13 protein-coding genes are annotated in these 17291 nt (G+C 67.5%); 7 read left to right on the forward strand and 6 right to left on the reverse strand.

The features are described 5' to 3' along the window. The first annotated feature begins 48 nt into the window (after window positions 1–48). Both QW845_RS13670 and QW845_RS13675 read left to right on the forward strand, forming a co-directional pair. On the forward strand, window positions 49–1401 hold the full coding sequence (locus QW845_RS13670; protein ID WP_315802090.1) for an ATP-binding protein: 1353 nt from the start codon (window positions 49–51) through the stop codon (window positions 1399–1401). Next, a complete protein-coding gene (locus tag QW845_RS13675) occupies window positions 1391–1924 on the forward strand; it encodes a response regulator transcription factor (RefSeq protein WP_315802091.1) in 534 nt (177 codons plus the stop codon). The genes QW845_RS13670 and QW845_RS13675 overlap by 11 nt, the downstream gene beginning before the upstream one ends. 146 nt (window positions 1925–2070) lie before the next feature. Here QW845_RS13675 and QW845_RS13680 read toward each other — a convergent pair whose 3' ends face one another. The 3 genes from QW845_RS13680 to QW845_RS13690 are packed head-to-tail and all read right to left on the reverse strand — an operon-like array spanning window position 2071 to window position 6825. Further along, entirely contained in the window at window positions 2071–4032 is a 1962-nt protein-coding gene (locus QW845_RS13680) for a MacB family efflux pump subunit (protein WP_315802174.1), read from the reverse strand. Then, window positions 4032–5321, reverse strand: coding sequence for an efflux RND transporter periplasmic adaptor subunit (locus QW845_RS13685; RefSeq protein WP_315802092.1), 1290 nt, complete (start codon window positions 5319–5321; stop codon window positions 4032–4034). The genes QW845_RS13680 and QW845_RS13685 overlap by 1 nt, the downstream gene beginning before the upstream one ends. 28 nt (window positions 5322–5349) lie before the next feature. Continuing rightward, entirely contained in the window at window positions 5350–6825 is a 1476-nt protein-coding gene (locus tag QW845_RS13690) for an efflux transporter outer membrane subunit (protein ID WP_315802093.1), read from the reverse strand. A 230-nt stretch (window positions 6826–7055) separates the two neighbouring features. Between QW845_RS13690 and QW845_RS13695 the strand changes: the two genes are divergently transcribed. Further along, window positions 7056–7823, forward strand: coding sequence for a response regulator (locus QW845_RS13695; RefSeq protein ID WP_315802094.1), 768 nt, complete (start codon window positions 7056–7058; stop codon window positions 7821–7823). Next, entirely contained in the window at window positions 7813–9180 is a 1368-nt protein-coding gene (locus QW845_RS13700; RefSeq protein ID WP_315802095.1) for an ATP-binding protein, read from the forward strand. The genes QW845_RS13695 and QW845_RS13700 overlap by 11 nt, the downstream gene beginning before the upstream one ends. 78 nt (window positions 9181–9258) lie before the next feature. Here QW845_RS13700 and QW845_RS13705 read toward each other — a convergent pair whose 3' ends face one another. Further along, on the reverse strand, window positions 9259–10035 hold the full coding sequence (locus QW845_RS13705; RefSeq protein ID WP_315802096.1) for a DUF2147 domain-containing protein: 777 nt from the start codon (window positions 10033–10035) through the stop codon (window positions 9259–9261). Between the two features lie 463 nt (window positions 10036–10498). Here QW845_RS13705 and QW845_RS13710 point away from each other — a divergent pair, with 463 nt between their 5' ends. Both QW845_RS13710 and QW845_RS13715 read left to right on the forward strand, forming a co-directional pair. Beyond that, entirely contained in the window at window positions 10499–11689 is a 1191-nt protein-coding gene (locus QW845_RS13710) for an extensin family protein (RefSeq protein WP_315802097.1), read from the forward strand. A gap of 280 nt (window positions 11690–11969) precedes the next feature. Beyond that, a complete protein-coding gene (locus QW845_RS13715; RefSeq protein WP_315802098.1) occupies window positions 11970–12236 on the forward strand; it encodes a hypothetical protein in 267 nt (88 codons plus the stop codon). Between the two features lie 128 nt (window positions 12237–12364). On the opposite strand, the gene QW845_RS13720 is transcribed toward QW845_RS13715, so the two are convergent. Together QW845_RS13720 and QW845_RS13725 are read right to left on the reverse strand one after the other, a co-directional pair. Continuing rightward, window positions 12365–12979, reverse strand: a complete 615-nt coding sequence (locus QW845_RS13720) for a class I SAM-dependent methyltransferase (protein ID WP_315802099.1) — start codon at window positions 12977–12979, stop codon at window positions 12365–12367. Window positions 12980–13311: 332 nt separating this feature from the next. Beyond that, window positions 13312–15603, reverse strand: a complete 2292-nt coding sequence (locus QW845_RS13725; protein WP_409997910.1) for a TonB-dependent receptor — start codon at window positions 15601–15603, stop codon at window positions 13312–13314. Between the two features lie 231 nt (window positions 15604–15834). Between QW845_RS13725 and nikR the strand changes: the two genes are divergently transcribed. Then, window positions 15835–16332, forward strand: a complete 498-nt coding sequence (nikR, locus tag QW845_RS13730) for a nickel-responsive transcriptional regulator NikR (protein ID WP_315802101.1) — start codon at window positions 15835–15837, stop codon at window positions 16330–16332. The last annotated feature ends 959 nt before the right edge of the window (window positions 16333–17291 follow it).

The raw sequence follows: 17291 nt of genomic DNA on the forward strand, positions 1-17291 counted from the left end.
GAGGGATCGAAGCTTCCCGTTCTGGCGGCGGAGACCGGACGTGGCCTCATGAGAAGCGAGGCGCCCAACCTGCCGTTCGGAGCCGTGGCCGCGATCGCCACACCCGAGATCAACGCGCCGCTGCCGACCAGGGACGCGACCAACCGCAAGAACATGGTGCTGCTGATCCAGCTGCGCTGGATCGCCGTGGTCGGCCAGATCGTCACCATCGGCTTCGTGACCACCTGGTTCGGCATCGCGCTGCCGGTGCTGCCGATGGTGGCGATCATCTGCGCGCTGGTGGCGCTCAACGTCGCCAGCCACATCTGGCTGCGCAGGCGCGACGACGTCGGCAATCGCCATTTGCTGATCGCCCTGATGCTGGACGTGGTGGCGTTGACATCGGAGCTCTATCTCACCGGCGGCGCGTCGAATCCGTTCACGTGCCTCTATCTGCTGCAGGTCACGCTGGGGGCCGTGCTGCTCGATGCGCGCTCGTCCTGGTCGCTGGTCGCACTGACGGTGCTCAGCTTCATCTGGCTCACCATCGAGTACCGCCCGCTGCAACTGCCGCAGCATCACGTCAGCGATGCCTTCACCCTGCACATCACCGGCATGTTCGTCGGCTTCGTGCTCGACGCCGTGCTGCTCGTCGTGTTCGTCACCCGGATCAACCGGAACCTGCGCGAGCGCGACGCCAAGCTCGCCGATCTGCGCCAGCACGCCGTCGAGCAGGATCACATCATCCGCATGGGCCTGCTCGCCTCAGGTGCCGCGCATGAGCTCGGGACCCCGCTGGCGTCGATCTCGGTGATCCTGAACGATTGGCGGCGCATGACCGCGATCTCTGCCGATCCGACGCTCGCAGAGGATTTCACCGAAATGGAAGCGGCGGTGCAGCGCTGCAAGTCGATCGTGACTGACATCCTGGTCTCGGCCGGCCAGGCGCGGGGCGAAGGCTCGGCGCCCACGACGTTAAAGGCGTTCCTGACGACGCTGGTCGCCGAATGGAGCGCGGCGCGCTCGGCGCGCAATCTGACGTTCCGCAACGAGTTCGGCTCGGATCCGACGATCGTCTCCGACGTCGCGCTGAAGCAGGCGATCGTCAACGTGCTCGACAACGCGTTCGAAGTCTCGCGCGAGTGGGTGGAGTTCGTCGCCGAACGGGACGGCGATCAGCTGCTGCTCAGCGTCAGCGATCGCGGGCCGGGTTTTGATCCGGCGATGCTGGGCCAGCTCGGACGTCCCTATCAGTCGAGCAAGGGCCGCCCGGGGCGCGGTCTGGGCCTGTTCCTGGTGGTCAACGTGATCCGCAAGCTGGGCGGCAGCGTTTCGGCCTGGAACCACCGGGGACGTGGGGCGACCGTACGGCTGTCGCTGCCGTTGTCGACGCTTGTGATTGGAGAGCGCGATGGCGAATGACATGTCTCTCCTGATCGTCGAGGACGATGACGGTTTTGCACGCACCCTGAAGCGCTCGTTCGAGCGGCGCGGCTACGAGGCCGTGATCGCGGCGTCGCTCGAGGACGTCGACCAGGCCGTCAAGGAGAAGACGTTCGGCTATGCCGTCGTCGATCTCAAGCTCGGCGGCGCCTCAGGCCTCGTCTGCGTCGAGAAGCTGCACGCGCATGATCCGGAGATGCTGATCGTGGTGCTCACGGGCTTTGCCAGCATCGCCACTGCGGTGGAGGCGATCAAGCTCGGCGCCTGCCATTATCTCGCCAAGCCGTCGAACACCGACGATATCGAGGAAGCGTTCCGCAAGGCGCAGGGCAATGCGCAAGTGGCGCTGGCCGAGCGTTCCACCTCGATCAAGACGCTGGAGTGGGAGCGTATCCACCAGACCCTGATCGAGACAGACTTCAACATCTCCGAAGCCGCAAGAAGGCTCGGCATGCATCGCCGGACTCTGGCGCGCAAGCTGGAGAAGCGCCCGGTGAAGTAGGATGGTCTGCTGTCGTTCGCAGCGATGGAAAGAAGCTAGTTCGGCAGAACGTGGCAGGCTCCCTCTCCCCGTGAAGAACGGGGAGAGGGAGCGCACTACCGTCGTGGCGAGCACTTACTCTGCCGTTCGCTCTTGCACGCCTCAACCTACTCCCTCGCCAGCGCCGCTGCCGGATCGAGCCGCGAGGCGCCGCGGGCGGGCATGTAGCCGAAGCCGATGCCGATCGCCATCGACGTGACCGCGGCGCCGACCATGGCCAGCGGCGAATAGATCAGCTGGAAGCCGACGTCGAGCGCGTTGAAGACCGTGCCGAAGCCGACCGCGAGCGCCAGGCCCAGCGCACCGCCAAGCAGGCAGACCAGCACGGCCTCGATCAGGAACTGCATCAGGATGTCGCTGCGCCGCGCGCCGACCGCCATGCGCACGCCGATCTCGCCGACGCGCTCGGACACCGATACCAGCATGATGTTCATGACGCCGATGCCGCCGACCAAGAGCGAGATCACGGCGATGGCCGCCACCAGCAGGGTCAGAACCTGCGTCGTGCTCTCGACGGTCTTGCGGATGTCGTCGGTGTTGAGCACGAAGAAGTCCTTGGCGTTGTGCCGTGCCGTCAGCAGCGCCGTCGCGGCGCGCTCGGCCGCCGCCATCGGCGTCGCCTCGTCGACGCGGACGCTGATGCTGCGCAGCACCTGGTTGCCGAGGAAGCGCGCCTGCACCGTGGTGTAGGGCAGATAGACGATCGGCGTGGAGCTGGAGCCGAACCCGGCCTGCTGCTGCTTGGTGACGCCGACGACGCGGCAGGGCACCTTGCCGATCAGGATGACGCTGCCGAGCGGACTGACGTCGGAATCCGGAAACAGCGCCTTGCGCGCATTGTCGTCGATCACGGCGTCCTGGGCGTAGGATCGCACGGTGTCGGCATCGAGATAGCTGCCTTCCGCGAGCTCGGTATTCTTGACGCGGAAATACTGCTCGCCGACGCCCGAGATCTGGGCGCTGACCTCGACGGCGCCGAACCGCAAGGTGCTGGTGGTCGAGACCGTCGGCGAGATCGCATCCACATAGGGCTGCTGAGCCATGACCTTGGCATCCGCGAGCACCAGCGTCCTGATTTTGCTGGAACGGGTGTCGCCGAAATCCTTGCCGGGAAAGAATTCCAGCGTGTTGGTGCCGAGCCGGTTGATGTTCTCCAGCACCCGCGCCTGCGAGCCGCGGCCGAGCGCCAGCACCATGACGACGGAGGCGACGCCGATGATGATGCCGAGCATGGTGAGGAAGGCGCGCAGCCGGTGCGCATTCATGGCGAGCAGCGCCATCCGTGCCGCCTCGCGGAAGCGGTCGAGATGACTGCGCCACCATGACGGCGCCGGCGATCCGGCGTCCTCGGCCGCGGCGGCCGCCGCCGGCCCGGGCGTTCGTGGATTGGGCTTGTCCGAGATGACGCGGCCGTCCTGCAGCTCGATGATGCGGCGCGCGCGCTGCGCGACGCCGGCATCATGCGTGACGATGATGACCGTGCGGCCGGAGGCGCTGATCTCGTCGAGGATGCGCAGCACCTCCTCGCCGCTGGCGCGGTCGAGCGCACCGGTCGGTTCGTCGGCGAGGATCACGTCGGGATCGTTGACCAGCGCGCGGGCGATCGAGACGCGCTGCTGCTGGCCGCCGGAGAGTTGTCCCGGCCTGTGATCGGTGCGGCTGCCCATGCCGAGCCGCTGCAGCAGCGCCTCGGCCTTGCGGCGCCGGGCCGACGGGCCAAGCCCCGCATAGACGGCGGGCACCTCGGCATTCTCGGTGGCAGTGAGCTCGCCGAGCAGATGATAGCGCTGGAAGATGAAGCCGAAATGCTCGCGCCGCAGCGCCGCCAGCTCATCCGGATCGAGCGAGCTCATTTCACGTCCGGCGATCCGGTAGCTGCCGGACGTCGGACGGTCCAGACAGCCGAGGATGTTCATTAGCGTCGACTTGCCGGAGCCCGACTGGCCGATGATCGCCACCATCTCGCCGCGCGCGATCCGGACGTCGACGCCGCGCAAGGCGTGGACCGTGCCTTCGCCGGACGCGTAGCACCGTCCGACATTCTGCAGGTCGATCAGGACCTCGGTCATCATGCGCCTCCGGGCGGCGGCGGCATCACGGTTTGCTTCGTGCCCTGCTCGGGCGCCGAGATCACGACCCGCTCGCCCTCGCGCAGGCCGGACTGCACCTCGGCCCTGATCTTGTTGTTGAGGCCGATCCGCACCGCGCGTTTCTCCAGCGCGCCTGCGCCATTGAGCACGCGGACGTTGTAGCTGCCGTCCGGATTGGCATTGCCCAGGGCCGACGAGGCGATCGTCAGCACGTTGCGCGCTTCGCCGAGCAGGATGTGGACCTCGGCCGTCATGTAGGTCATCAGCCGCCCCTCAGGATTGGCGACGTCGAACACGCCGTTATAGTAGATCGCCGACGATGTGGATGATGACGACGTGCTGCTGCTGCTCGATGTCGTGGTCGAGCTCGAGGAGAAGCTCGAATCGCTCTTGATCGATTCCGGCGCCGGCTCGATCGTGCCGAGCGTGGCCTCGTAGCGGCGGTCGGGATCACCGAGGATGGTGAAGTAGATGTTCTGTCCCGGCCGGACCCGGACGACGTCGGCCTCCGAGATTTCGACGCGCACCGTCATGGTCTCGACCTGGCCGAGCACGACGATGGTCGGCGCCGACTGCACCGCATTGACGGTCTGGCCCTGCTGGGTGACGATCGACAGCACGGTGCCGTCGATCGGGGCCGTGATCTTGGTGTAGCCGAGATTGACGCGCGCGGTTTCGATCGCGACCTCGGCCTCGACGATCTGTGCGTCCAACTGCGCGATCTGGGCCTGGGTCTGCTTCGCGGTCGCCTCGGCGCTGTCGTAGTCGGCGCGCGACGAGGCCTTCTGCGCCAGCGTGACCTGCTGCCGCGCCAGGTTCGCCTCGGCGAGCGCCAGGGTGGCGACTTTCTCGTCGCGTTGCGCCCGGACGTTGCGCAGACTCGCCTCGTTGGTGCGCAGCGTATTCTGTTGCGTCAGCGAGTCGATTTCCGCGATCAGATCGCCGGCCTTGACCTTCTGTCCCAGCTTGACGTTGAGTGCGACCAGCCGTCCCGACGCCTGGGCGCCGACCGCCACCAGCTTGACCGGTTTCAGCGTGCCGGTGGCGAGCACGGTCTGCTCGATGTCGCCGAGGGTGACCGGCGCCGTCACCAGGTTGGCGTTCGGATTGCGTGTGAACCGGGTAACGAACAGGAGGGCCAGCGCGAGCGCGACGAGCAGGCTGATGATCAGCACAGCCCGGCGGCGCGGACGCGTCGGCTTCAGCACCGGCGGGACGCCGTCTTCCGTAGCGGACGGTCGGGGCATGTGGGGCAGGGGTGCGTTCATCGCCTTGACTTCGAAAGGGCTGCGGAAATTACCTGGGCGCGCCGACCTGTGCGAGATGCGGGCCGGTGCCGCCGTCGACGATTTCGGGAACCGAGCTGTCGACTGCGCCGGTCCAGCCGCCGCCGAGCGCCTTGGCCAGCGCCACGTAGTTCTTCGCCAGAGTGGCGCGACTCGCGAGCAGGCTGTCCTCGGCAGTGAATTGCGAGCGCTCGGCATCGAGCACGTCGAGGAACGTGCTGGAGCCGGTCTGGTAGAGCGAGCGCGACAGCCGTGCGGCCTCGCCATAGCGCCGCGCCGACTCGCTCAGGCTGCGGATGCGGATGCGCTCCTGGCCGAGGCTCACGATGGCGTTCTCGACGTCCTCGAGCGCGCTGAGCACCGCGCCGCGCCAGGCGACGTGGTATTCGTCGCGCTGCGCCTCGGCGACCTCGACGGCGGCCTGCAGCTTGCCGCCGTTGAAGATCGGCACCGACAGGCTCGGACCGATCGACCAGCCGATCGTCGAGCTCTTGCCGAGATCGCCGAGCTTCAACGCCGTGGTCGAGACCGTGCCGGTCAGGCTGACATCCGGGTACAGCGCAGCCGTCGCCTGTCCGATCTTGGCGGTGAACTGCGCGAGCTGCCGCTCCGCCTTGCGCACATCGGGGCGCATGACCAGCACGTCGGCCGGGATGCCCTTGGGCAGCGGCAGGCGCGGCGACGGGATCGGAGTCACGCGCGACAGGCGGAGGTTCAGCGCCGTCGGGTCGCGGCCGAGCAGCACGCCGAGCCGATGCACAGCCTGCTGATAGCTGCTCTCATAGGTCGGGATGGTTGCTTCCGTGCTGGCGGCCAGCGCGCTCGCCTTGGCGGTGTCGACGGCCGAGGCCGAACCGGCATTCTGCTTGCGCTCGGTCAGCGCCGCGGTCTCGCGCTGCGAGGCCGCGGTGCGCCGCGCCAGCGCCGCGCGCGCCTGATAGGCGCGCGCATCGATGTAGTTGGAGGCGACGTCGCCGACCAGCGTCAGCAGGGTCGCGCGCAGATCGTCCTCGGCGGCGTCGACGCCGTAGCCGGCGGCCTCGACGGCGCGGCGGTTGGCGCCGAACAGATCCAGCTCCCAGCTCGAATCGAAGCCGGCCTGGTACTGGCTATAGGTGGTCGGAGCGATCGCGATGCCATTCGTGGTGCTGCCGGCGCTGCGGGTCTCCGTCGCCGTGCCGGTGCCGCTCACGGTGGGGAACAGCGCGCCGACGGCCTGGCGCTGCGTCGCCCGCGCCTCGCGGATGCGCGCCTTGGCGGCGGCGACGTCGAGATTGCCGTCGACCGCTTCGCTGATCAGCTGATCGAGCAGCCCATCGTGGAGGTTGCGCCACCACTGCGCGAGCTTCAGCGTCTGCGCCGGCTGGTTGCGGTCGCTGCTCCAACGTTGTGGCACGCCGAACTCCGGCGTCACGTAGTCGGGGCCGACGGCGCAGCCGGCGAGCAGCGGCGTGGCGAGGCAGAGTGCGAGCAGGACGGGCTTCACGGCGGCTGATACGATCGCGGTTCGACAGGAGGCCGCGCAGGCTGGTCGGCCACGCCGCAGGACTTCCCCGTTGATGTTTGTTTGATGCACAGAGCCTAGGCAGGTTAACGATTGCGCAGGGTTAAGTCGCGTGAAGAAATGTTTCCGCCTTAACAATACAGCTTACTTTCGCCACGATCGCGCGTCGCTTCGGGCTGTTCTTTTTGGCCAAAATCGACCATGTTCCGCGCATGATGTCGTCACACAATACCGTCGTGGCCGCAGACGCAAACATGCCGGCCGCCGCGCGGATCCTCTGCGTCGAGGATGATCGCGAGATCGCGGCGCTGCTCACCGAGCTCCTGCAGGAGCACGGCTTCGCGCCGCGCTTCGTGTCGTCCGCGGCCGCGATGAACGACCTCCTGCAGCGCGAGCAGGTCGACCTCATCATGCTCGACGTGATGCTGCCGGACGACGACGGCATGAGCATCTGCCGCCGCCTGCGCCAGATCTCGACGGTGCCGATCATCATGGTGACGGCGAAGGGCGAGGACATCGATCGCATCCTCGGCCTCGAGCTCGGCGCCGACGACTACGTCGTCAAGCCGTTCAATCCGCGCGAGCTGGTGGCGCGCATCCGCGCGCTGCTGCGCCGCTCGCAATTGCACCCCGCCGTGATCGCGGCGCGGCAGGCGCCGATGACCTTCGACGGCTGGCGCATCGAGCCGGCGACGCGCACGCTGTTCGATCCCGACCGCGTCAAGATCACCTTGACCAGCGCGGAGTTCGACATCCTGCTGGCGTTCTGCCGCAACGCCGGCCGCGTGCTGTCGCGCGAGCAGCTGATCGAGCTGGCGCATGGCGGGCAGGCCGGGCCGGTCGAGCGCAGCATCGACGTTCACATCAGCCGCATCCGCCAGAAGATCGAGCCCGGCGCCAGGAGCTGGACCCTGATCAAGACCGTGCGCCTCGGCGGCTACGTCTTCACGCCAAGAGTCGAGACCATCGATGACGCCTGATAGCAAGCCGTGCCCGCGCCTCGGCCTCACCACGCAGATCGTGACCCTGGCGTCGCTTTCGGTGCTGTTCGGCATGGTGCTGATGATCGCGGCCGCGCTTTTGTTTCTCGATCCGCCCGACGAGCAGGAATCGCCAGCCTACGGCATCGCGCGCGTCGCCGAGGCGGTGCACTTCGTCCGCGCCGCGAACGACCCCGTGGCTGTCGAGAGCAGCCTGTCGAGCCTGCGCAGCTCCGGCATCCAGGTCGAGCTGGTGCCGCTGAGCTCGCTGACGCTGCTCGCCAAGCCGGTCAGGGACGTGCCATGGACCTCGCGGCTGGCGCGCCGCCAGCTCAGCGTGCTGCGCGATGTCACCTTGCTCCACGGCGTCGGCTATGGCGCGGCGCCGCCGACCCAGATCATCGTCCAGGTCGACGGCGAGCGCGCGCTGGTGTTCGACGACGTGCCGCGGCTCGAATTCTGGTCGATGGTGTTGAAGCCGGCGGCGGTGTTCCTGTTCCTCATCCTGATCCTGGGCGTGCTGCTGTCGATCTACGCGGCGCGGGCGATCATCCGGCCGCTGTCGGAGATGGCGCGCGCGGCCGCCGCATTCGGCCGCTCGCCGGGTGCGCAGGAGCCGCTGAGCCGGCGTGGCCCGCGGGAGATCGCCCAGGTCGCCGAGGCGCTGAACGAGATGCAGGCGCGCATCCGCGCGCTGCTCGACGACCGCACGCGGATGCTGGCGGCGATCAGCCACGACCTGCGGACGCCGCTGACGCGGCTGCGGCTGCGCTCGGAGCGGATCGCCCAGGGCGAGATGCGCAGCGCGATGCTGCGCGACATCGACCAGGTCAGCCGCATGCTCGACGAGACGCTCGACTACCTGCGCGACGACACCAAGGCCGAGCAGCCGGCGCGGATCGAGCTGTCGAGCCTGCTCGAGACGATCTGCTGCGACTTCGCCGATGTCGGCCACGCCGTCAGCTTCGATGGACCGTCGCGGCTGGTCTGCGAGGGCCGGGCCCGGGCGCTGTCGCGCGCCGTCACCAACGTGGTCGAGAACGCCGTCAAGCACGGCAGCGAGGTCGTGGTCAGCCTGTCGACCCTGGCCGACGGCATGATCGCGATCGAGGTCGCCGACGACGGTCCCGGCATTCCGCAGGCGCTGCAGGCGCGCGCGCTGGAGCCATTCGTCAAGCTCGACCAGGCGCGCTCCGCCGGCGGCTTCGGCCTCGGCCTGTCGATCGCGCAGGAGATCATGAAGAAACATGACGGCGGCATCGCGCTGATGCCGAACGCGCCGCGCGGCCTGCGGGTGCGGCTGTCGCTGCCGCTGCGCCTCGCGATGCCCGCGGCGATCCCCGCCAAGGTGGCGTAGCGGGCGCCACGCGCAGGAAACCCCGCCGGTGCTGATCCCGGCGGGGCCTTTGCGTTCGCCGATGTCGAGGGATGGCGGTCAGCTCACGCGCTTCCAGGTCTGGCCGCCGCAGAACAGGCCGCCGAAGGCGCAGCCCTGGACCCGCAGCGTGCTCGGATTCTTCAGCACCACGGTGGAGTCGTAGTTGCCGCCGCCGTCCGGATCGTGGATGCGGCCGACCCACTTGCTGTCCTTGCGCTTCATGTTGATCAGGATCTTCTCCCGCGTCTTCTCGGCAAAGCCGCAGATGTTGGCGCCGCACGGCTCGATCACGACGTTGCCCTTGCCGCCCTCGGTGGCCCACAGGCCGAGCGGCGAGTTCGGATCGGCTGCCGGCGCCGGCGCCGGAGCCGGCTGAACTGCGGCAGGCGCCGCGGCAACCGTGACCGGCGCGGGTGCTGGCGCCGGCTGTGGAGCAGGCGCGGTCGTAGCGACCGGAGCCGGCGGCACCGGCATCTGCACCGTCGTGGATGGCGCGGCGGCAGCGGGCGCTGCGGGGGCAGGCTCGGCCGCGGCTGGCGTGGCGGCGACGGGCGTCGGCGCGTTGACGACCGGCGGAGCCGCCACGGGCGCCGCTGCGGCCGGAGCGCCGGTCGCAGGCGCGCCGCTCGCCTGCGCATCGTCATCGTCGAGCTTGGAGGATTTCAGCCCGCTGAGGTCGATGCCGGACACCTGCAGGCAGGACAGTGACTGGCAGTTGCGCGGCACGGTGACGCGGATCTTGTGCCCGTCGAAATTGAACGCGATCGAGCTGCCGGCCTGCGCGGCGCTGCTCGCGATCAGAACGGCTGCTGCGGCCAGATACACGGTCTTCATGAATGAGCTCCCTCGGACGGCGTCGTGAACCTGAGGGAACTCTTAGACGCGGGTGACCGCGCGATCTGTGACGAGGGTCACAGCCGGAGAGCCGAAGAGACGATGGGGCCGGGGCCGCACGCGGCCCGTCAATTGATCGATCGGATCTCGGCGATCAGATCATCCCGACGATGATCGCGCCGACAAATGCAAACACGACATACGTGACCACCATGCTCAGCCGATCGGCAAGGCTCATGGGACGGCTCCCGTTTTCGCATCTCTCGCGCACCTGGTGTGCGCTGGCTCTTGACGCCTGCGCTCCGCAGAGCGCGCGCCACACATACAAGATCGGCATCGGCAAAAAAGACAGCGCGGCTGTCGCTTCCCCGTAAAACGACTGCCTTTCACGTCGCGATGGTTTGCGTGCCGTAAAGGGACGGCATTGACAGGTCCTTAAGCAAATTGCCGCAAACCTCTGCATATGACGCGCGGAGTTCGTTTGTATCTCGTCGGCTCCATCGTCCTTGTCTCGCTTGCGGGTTGCGGCCGTGGATTTTTCCAGGAACGCGAGCCGTGGCGGGCCGAGGCCGAGATCGCCTGCCTGAAATCGGGCGCGGTGAAGGAGAGCGCGGACATCGTCCGCATCGACCCGATCACCGGCCCCGGCATGTGCGGCGCCGACTATCCGCTGAAGGTGGCGGCGCTCGGCGAATCGACCGCGAGCTACGGCTTTGCCGACGAAAGCCTGCGTCCGCCGGCCGCGATCGGCGGCCAGCCGCGCTGGCCGATCAACCCGCCGCCGCAACGCTATGCCCCGCCTGCAACTTATCAGCCACAGGCCGCGCCGCAGCCGGCCTATCCGTCGTCGAACGCGGCCTATCCTGGTCCGGCATCGCCGTCCTACGGCGTCCCGCCCGGCGCGCCGCTGCAACTCGATCCACCGGCCGGCGAGGACGACGTCGACCAGCCGGCCGACGCGTCCTATCCCGCCGCGCCCTATCGCGGGCAGCCTGCCGGGCGCACCGCCTATCCGCAGCAGGAACCACCGCCGCGGCTCGGACCGTCGCGCGATCCGGTCGGCACCGTCGGCCCGGTCGCGGTGAAGCCGACCGCGACGCTCGCCTGTCCGATCGTCTCGGCGCTGGACCGCTGGATCGCTGAATCGGTGCAGCCGGCGGCGCAGCGCTGGTTCGGCACCAAGGTCGTCGAGATCAAGCAGATCTCGGCCTATTCCTGCCGCGGCATGAACGGCAATCCGAGTGCGCACATCTCGGAACACGCCTTCGGCAACGCGCTCGACATCTCCGCCTTCATGCTCGCCGACGGTCGCCGCATCACCGTCAAGGACGGCTGGATCGGCCTGCCGGAGGAGCAGGGTTTTCTGCGCGACGTCCAGGGCGGCGCGTGCCAGCAGTTCACCACGGTGCTGGCGCCGGGCTCCAACGTCTATCACTACGATCACATCCATGTGGACCTGATGCGCCGCGCCAGCCGCCGCCTGATCTGTCAGCCGGCCGCGCAATCCGGCGAGGCGGTGGCGGCGCGCGCGCAGCAGCGGCGCTACGGCTACGGCCAGCGCGGGCCGGACGTCACCAGCTCGATCCCGCCGCGCAAGCAAGCCAAGTCGATTGGTCAGTTGATCAACGAGGAAGACGAATTCCGGGACGATTGAGTGGCAATGGCGAATAGCGCGTCGCATCTCCCGGCCCGACCATCCCCTCACTCTTTGTCATTCGCTTCGCGCTGTGCGCGGCTGTGGATTTCTTTCGCCGTCAGCCGCGCCTGAAGGCGCTCTGTCCCGCCCCGAAACGGAAACGCCGACGTCGCGCGCTGCGCATTAGGAGTTCGTTGACCAGTTTTGCCGTCCGCCATTGGCCGACACTAGACCTGCCACAGTCGCCAGGAACAAGGCGCGCGGGGTTCTGGTTGCTGCCGGATTGGGAGAGGCGGAGATGGCATCGTATCGCATCAAGGCGATTGGGGCGGGCTTCGAGGTCGGCACCGCCGAGCAGGCTGTGCTGGTCTGCCGCTCGCTGAAGACCGCACGCCGCGCCGTCGCCGATGCGCAGCGCCTGGAGCGGATGCCGCCGAAGCCCATCCCCTGGCGTGTGCCGCCGGAGCCAGCGACCGCCGCTGGCGGCGCGGACGATGCCGCGCGCAGTGAGGACAAGGACATCGAGATTCCCGTCGTGTCGGATGGCCCGCCTCTGTGCTGCTGACCAGATCATGATGCGATTCCACGGAATCGCATCATGATCTCATCTCCCTGTTTGAGCATGATCTCCGCGCAAACGCCTTCGGCGTTTGTCGCGAGGGAAAACCGGTTTCCACTTTTCCGGATCATGCTCTAACCGGCGCGGAAGCGGCAGAACTGGAACTGCTGCGTCGCGCCCCACGGCGTGCGATGCGCCTCGGTGCAACTGTTCTCTAGCGTGAAGGCAGGACCCAGCGTTGCGGCCAGGCTGTGGGCGTCGTAGCGCACGATCGGCAGCCCGCTGCACTTCTCCGGACCATCGGGCGCGAACGTGCCGATGATGACGGCCCCGCCGGGCACCACCGCCGCGCGCAGGCGATCGACATAGGCGGCGCGGTCTTCAGGTGCGGTGAGAAAATGGAAGGCGGCCCGATCGTGCCAGACGTCGTAGCGCGCGTCCGGCGTCCAGGTGGTGACGTCGGACGCGATCCAAGTCACCCCGGCCGCCGCGGCGCCGAGCCGGCCGCGCGCCGTCGCCAGGGCGGCGTCGGAGATGTCGAGCACGCTGAGCGCGCCGTAGCCGGCCGCGAGCAGCGCATCGACCAGCCGCGAGGCGCCGCCGCCGATATCGATGATCCGCGACGCCGCCGTCGCACCGGCCTCGCGGATCATCCGCAGCGACGTCGCCGGGTCGTCCTGGTACCAGCTGACCTCGGTCTCGGCCTTGGTGGTGTAGACGGTCTGCCAATGGCTGGCGCGGTCGGGCATGGTATGGCCGTTTGGTGCAGAGGAGGCTCATCCTATCACGAGTTCGCAATATCGTCGCAGGCTGCGAATGCTGCACGAAGAAATCCGAGCGGTCTGAGATGTAACGCAGGCTCTTGCGGCGAGGACGGTGGGCTCCCTCTCCCCGTTCTTTACGGGGAGAGGGCTGGGGTGAGGGGCAGACGCAGGGGAAGCGCACGTGGATAGACCTGTACCCTCTCACCCGGATTGCATCTGACGATGCAATCCGACCTCTCCCCGCAAGCGGGGAGAGGTGGGGCCGCTGCGAGCTATGTCGTCTCAAGAAATATTAGTACAACTTTCTCGCGCTGACCTCAAAACGTCCCCGCCACCGTCACCCGGAACGTCAGCGGCTCGATCGGGTGCAGCACGCGGTCCATCACGCCAGTCTGGCAGACCTGCGCCGGCACGGTCGACGTCCCCCCGCTGGGATAGCACGCCTGGTAGAGCTGGTCGGTCGGCAGCAGCGAGCCGTAGCCGTAGGAGATCTGGCTGGCCTTGGTGTTGAGCAGGTTCAGCACGTCGAGCTGGATGCGCCAGCCATTGGCGTCGCGGAAGCCGATGCGGCCGTTGAACACGCTGGTCGCGGTGGAGCGAAAGTAGTTGTCCTCCGTCAGCGGCGTGGAGCCGAGATAGCGCCAGCGCAAGGACCCGAACCACCCGGTCTTTTCGCCGAGCGTGATGCCGGCCGAGGCGATCATCGCCGGCGCGTTGGGGATGTAGTTGCCGGGCGCGTTGCCGCGCAGCACCTCGGCCGTCGCGCCGGCCAGAACGAGGTCATTATAAGCGTTGGCCTGGTCGGTGTTGTCGCCGACGAATCGCGCATGCGTCATCGCGAGGTCGGCGTCGATGTCGATCCACGGTAGCGGGCGATAATGGTTGGTGAATTCGAAGCCGTAGCGCCGGCTCGGCCGGCTCGCTTCGGTATTCCCCGCATCGCCGGAGAACAGGATTTCGGAGTCCTGGTTCAGCATGAACAGGCTGAGCGACGAGTCGACCCCCGGGATGATGCGCGTGCGCACGCCCACTTCGGCGCCCTTGGTGCGGACCAGCAGCGGAGAGGAGTCGACCCGGTTGCCGGGCGCGGTCGGATCGTCCGTGGTCGTTGCGCCGCGGGCGTCGTTGCTGTGCATGCCGTAGCCGGCGCCGAGGAAGAACTCGGTCTGATAGAACGGCCCGAGCACCATGCGGAATTTCGGACTGCCGAGGCTTGCCGCGGCGTCGCCGGTGTTGCTGCCGTTATAAAGCGAATAGACGTGGGTCTGATAGTAGTCGCCGCGATAGCCGACGGTGGTGCGCAGCCAGTCGGTCCAGCGCACGGTGTTCTCGACATACAACCCGACGCTGCCTTCGCCGACCTTGTCGTTGCGCACATAGCTCAGATAGTCGCGCTGCTTTGTGTAGCTCAGCGCCAACGCGATGTCGTCGTAGCGGGTCTGGATGCCCAACGTGGTCTCCATCGGCCGGCCAGCAAAGCTGCCATTCAAGGTGCGCGACGCATTGGCGCCGACCATCAGCCGGTCGTCGTGCTGGTGAAACTGATCGCCATTGTCGGGATCGCGCAGCGCGTAGGTGAAGTTGTTGTAGAGATCGAGCTGGCTTTTCACCACATAGGCGTTGGCCTTCCACGAGCCGGCCTCGTCGGTGCCGGCGACGCGGCCCGACAGCGCGAAGCGGTTGGTCTTGCCGCCGTCGGTCGGATCGTACGCGTCGTAGCGGCCGAGATCGCCGGAGGTGATGGCGCGCTCCGGCACCTGGTCGGTCGAGGTCCAGCGGTTCGCATAGGCCATGCCGGTGATCGAGAAGCCGTCAGTCGCCGTGCCCTGCGAGTAGCGCACCAGGCTGTTCAGCTTCTTGGCGTCGTCGGGCGTGGTCCAGGGACCGTCATAGCGGCCGGCCTCGCCGGCGATCAGCAGATGGCCGTCGCCGACATGCACCGAGTCCATGCCGAAGAAGCGGCGATAGCCGAAGCTGCCGGCCGTCATCTGTGCGATCGCCTTCGGCACGCTGTCCACCAGGCCGATATGGACGCTGCCGACCGAGGCGAAATCGCCTTCGTCGGCGAAGTAGGGGCCCTTTCGGACGTCGACCCGGCCGATCGTCTCCGGCATCAGCCAGTTGAGATCGGCATAGCCCTGGCCATGCGCATGGGTGCGCATGTTCACCGGCACGTCATCGACGAACAACGCGAGATCGGTGCCGTGATCGAGATTATAGCCGCGCAGAAAATACTGGTTGGCTTTGCCTTCGCCGGAGTGCTGCGTGACGATCAGGCCGGGCACGGCTTCGAGCACCTCGCCGGGCCGCGTGGCTGGGCGGGCGTTGATCTCCTCGCCTGATATGACGACCTCGCTCGCCATGCCCTGCGGGTGCGGCGCACCGGAGCCGGCACTGGGCGTGCCGGATGGGGGCGTCGCTGCCGCGGCTGTCGCGGCCGGCGTCGCTCCGATGCGCGGGCGTAGTGCATCCGAATCCGGCCGCTGTGCCGTGCGTCGCGCCTGCGGCTTGGGCTTGGCGGTCCGTTTGGGCGCATCCACATCGACTGTCGGCAGCTCTGCGGGGGGCCGTTCCGGATGTGCCTGTGCCTGATGCGCCAAGGCCGCCATCAGCACGCCAACACTCGCCCCACACCACCGCATCGTCACGCCCCTAGAACTCGCCACAGGGCATGCATCATCAACTGCCGCGCGCCTTCGTTGGCCCGCGACATGCTCGCTTGGATCGCCCCACTGTCGAATGTTAAAGAACGCTAAGGTGACACCGGTATGATGTCAACGTGAATACATCATACTCATGCGGTGGATAGGCGCTTGCCGCGCAGCTCAGGGAGACGGGACATGCAGCGCCTGACGATCACGATCGACGACGACCTGCTCGCCGAGGTGGACACCTTCATGGCCCGGCGCGGCTACGACAACCGCTCGGAGGCGTTTCGCGATCTGTTGCGCAGCGGCCTGGAGACGGCGGACGCCGGGGCCAGCGACAGCCGCCCCTGCATCGCGACGCTGAGCTATGTCTACGACCATGCCGCGCGCGAGCTGCCGAAGCGACTGACGCAGGAGGCGCACGACCATTCCGGCCTCGCCCAGGCGACCCTGCACGTCCACATCGACCAGGAGAGCTGCCTCGAGGTCACCGTGCTCAAGGGCGAGCGGGCGGAGGTCAAGGCCTTCGCCGACCACGTCATCGCCGAACGCGGCGTCCGCCACGGCCACGTCGCGATGATGCCGATCGAGGCGACCCGTGGGCATGGACATGCGCACAGCCATTCGCACAGCCACAGCAGCAGCCACAGTCATTCGCATTCCCAAGCGACGAAGAGCGGGAAGAAGTAGGAGCGGGTTCAGCGAGTTTCCTGGCGATCAGAACACCTGGGCGTCGGTGCCAACACCGCCAGTCCCAACCTCCGTCGTCATCCCGGACAAGCGCGCGGTACGCGCGCGCCGATCCGGGATCCATAACCACAGGGAGGAGTTCGAGGAACGATGGCCGCTCCATCCCGCCTAGCCACATCCGCCACGGCGTATGGATCCCGGGTCGGCGTCCGCCAACGCTGTCGCGTTGGCGGCCTTGCCCGGGATGACACTGTTTATTTGGTGGCAGCGCGGGCAACCCGGGACGACGCGGAGTTTGGAGCGGACGGCCCTCCGCACCCTCCGCCGTCATGGCCGCGCAGGCGGGGATGCAGTAAGCCGCGGCCTATCGGCCCCATCACGTGCGCCTCGGCGTACTGGATCGCCCGGAAGGCGGGGCGATGACGGCGCGTGTGTGGCGTGGCGCCCGCTCCATCGTCATTGCGAGGAGCGAAGCGACGAAGCAATCCAGAGTCGCGCGTGACGCCCTGGATTGCGTCGCTTCGCTCGCAATGACGCTGGAGCTACGTTCGCGAACGCCGGAAACGGCGTGCGCGTGGATACTGATTTCTTCAACCACATCAAGCTGATTTGCCCTGTCCAGTCCCCCACTCAAAAATATTCTGCTTCCATTTTTCCGAATTTCATGGTTGTCTCCCTCCATCCCGCCTCGATCGAAGAGGGACGTTTCGCGGTCGTCACGAGCGTTGGAGGCGGGGAGCGGTGGCCTGTCGGCGCGCAGCGCGCTGGAATCGCGAGCGGACGAACGCGACCGGCAGGACGATGAAGTCGTATGGTCCTGGCGCCCCGATGCTGGCGTCAAGTTCACGGGCAGATGTTTGGCATCTGCCGTGGACGACGGTGGCTACAAGCCCGGACACCGGGGAGAGTACGTATAAATCGTAAGCCCATCGCGCAGGGAGGGCCGGGTGATCTCGGCT

The organism is Bradyrhizobium sp. SZCCHNS3002 (assembly GCF_032377435.1).
In the GTDB taxonomy this organism is placed as follows: domain Bacteria; phylum Pseudomonadota; class Alphaproteobacteria; order Rhizobiales; family Xanthobacteraceae; genus Bradyrhizobium.

Coding starts and splice junctions, on each gene's coding strand:
- QW845_RS13695 (WP_315802094.1), top strand. CDS start 7,056: ATGATGTCGTCACACAATACCGTCGTGGCCGCAGACGCAAACATGCCG.
- QW845_RS13720 (WP_315802099.1), bottom strand. CDS start 12,979: ATGCCCGACCGCGCCAGCCATTGGCAGACCGTCTACACCACCAAGGCC.
- QW845_RS13680 (WP_315802174.1), bottom strand. CDS start 4,032: ATGACCGAGGTCCTGATCGACCTGCAGAATGTCGGACGGTGCTACGCG.
- QW845_RS13725 (WP_409997910.1), bottom strand. CDS start 15,603: ATGGCGGCCTTGGCGCATCAGGCACAGGCACATCCGGAACGGCCCCCC.
- QW845_RS13700 (WP_315802095.1), top strand. CDS start 7,813: ATGACGCCTGATAGCAAGCCGTGCCCGCGCCTCGGCCTCACCACGCAG.
- QW845_RS13705 (WP_315802096.1), bottom strand. CDS start 10,035: ATGAAGACCGTGTATCTGGCCGCAGCAGCCGTTCTGATCGCGAGCAGC.
- QW845_RS13670 (WP_315802090.1), top strand. CDS start 49: ATGAGAAGCGAGGCGCCCAACCTGCCGTTCGGAGCCGTGGCCGCGATC.
- QW845_RS13715 (WP_315802098.1), top strand. CDS start 11,970: ATGGCATCGTATCGCATCAAGGCGATTGGGGCGGGCTTCGAGGTCGGC.
- nikR (WP_315802101.1), top strand. CDS start 15,835: ATGCAGCGCCTGACGATCACGATCGACGACGACCTGCTCGCCGAGGTG.
- QW845_RS13675 (WP_315802091.1), top strand. CDS start 1,391: ATGGCGAATGACATGTCTCTCCTGATCGTCGAGGACGATGACGGTTTT.
- QW845_RS13685 (WP_315802092.1), bottom strand. CDS start 5,321: ATGAACGCACCCCTGCCCCACATGCCCCGACCGTCCGCTACGGAAGAC.
- QW845_RS13710 (WP_315802097.1), top strand. CDS start 10,499: ATGACGCGCGGAGTTCGTTTGTATCTCGTCGGCTCCATCGTCCTTGTC.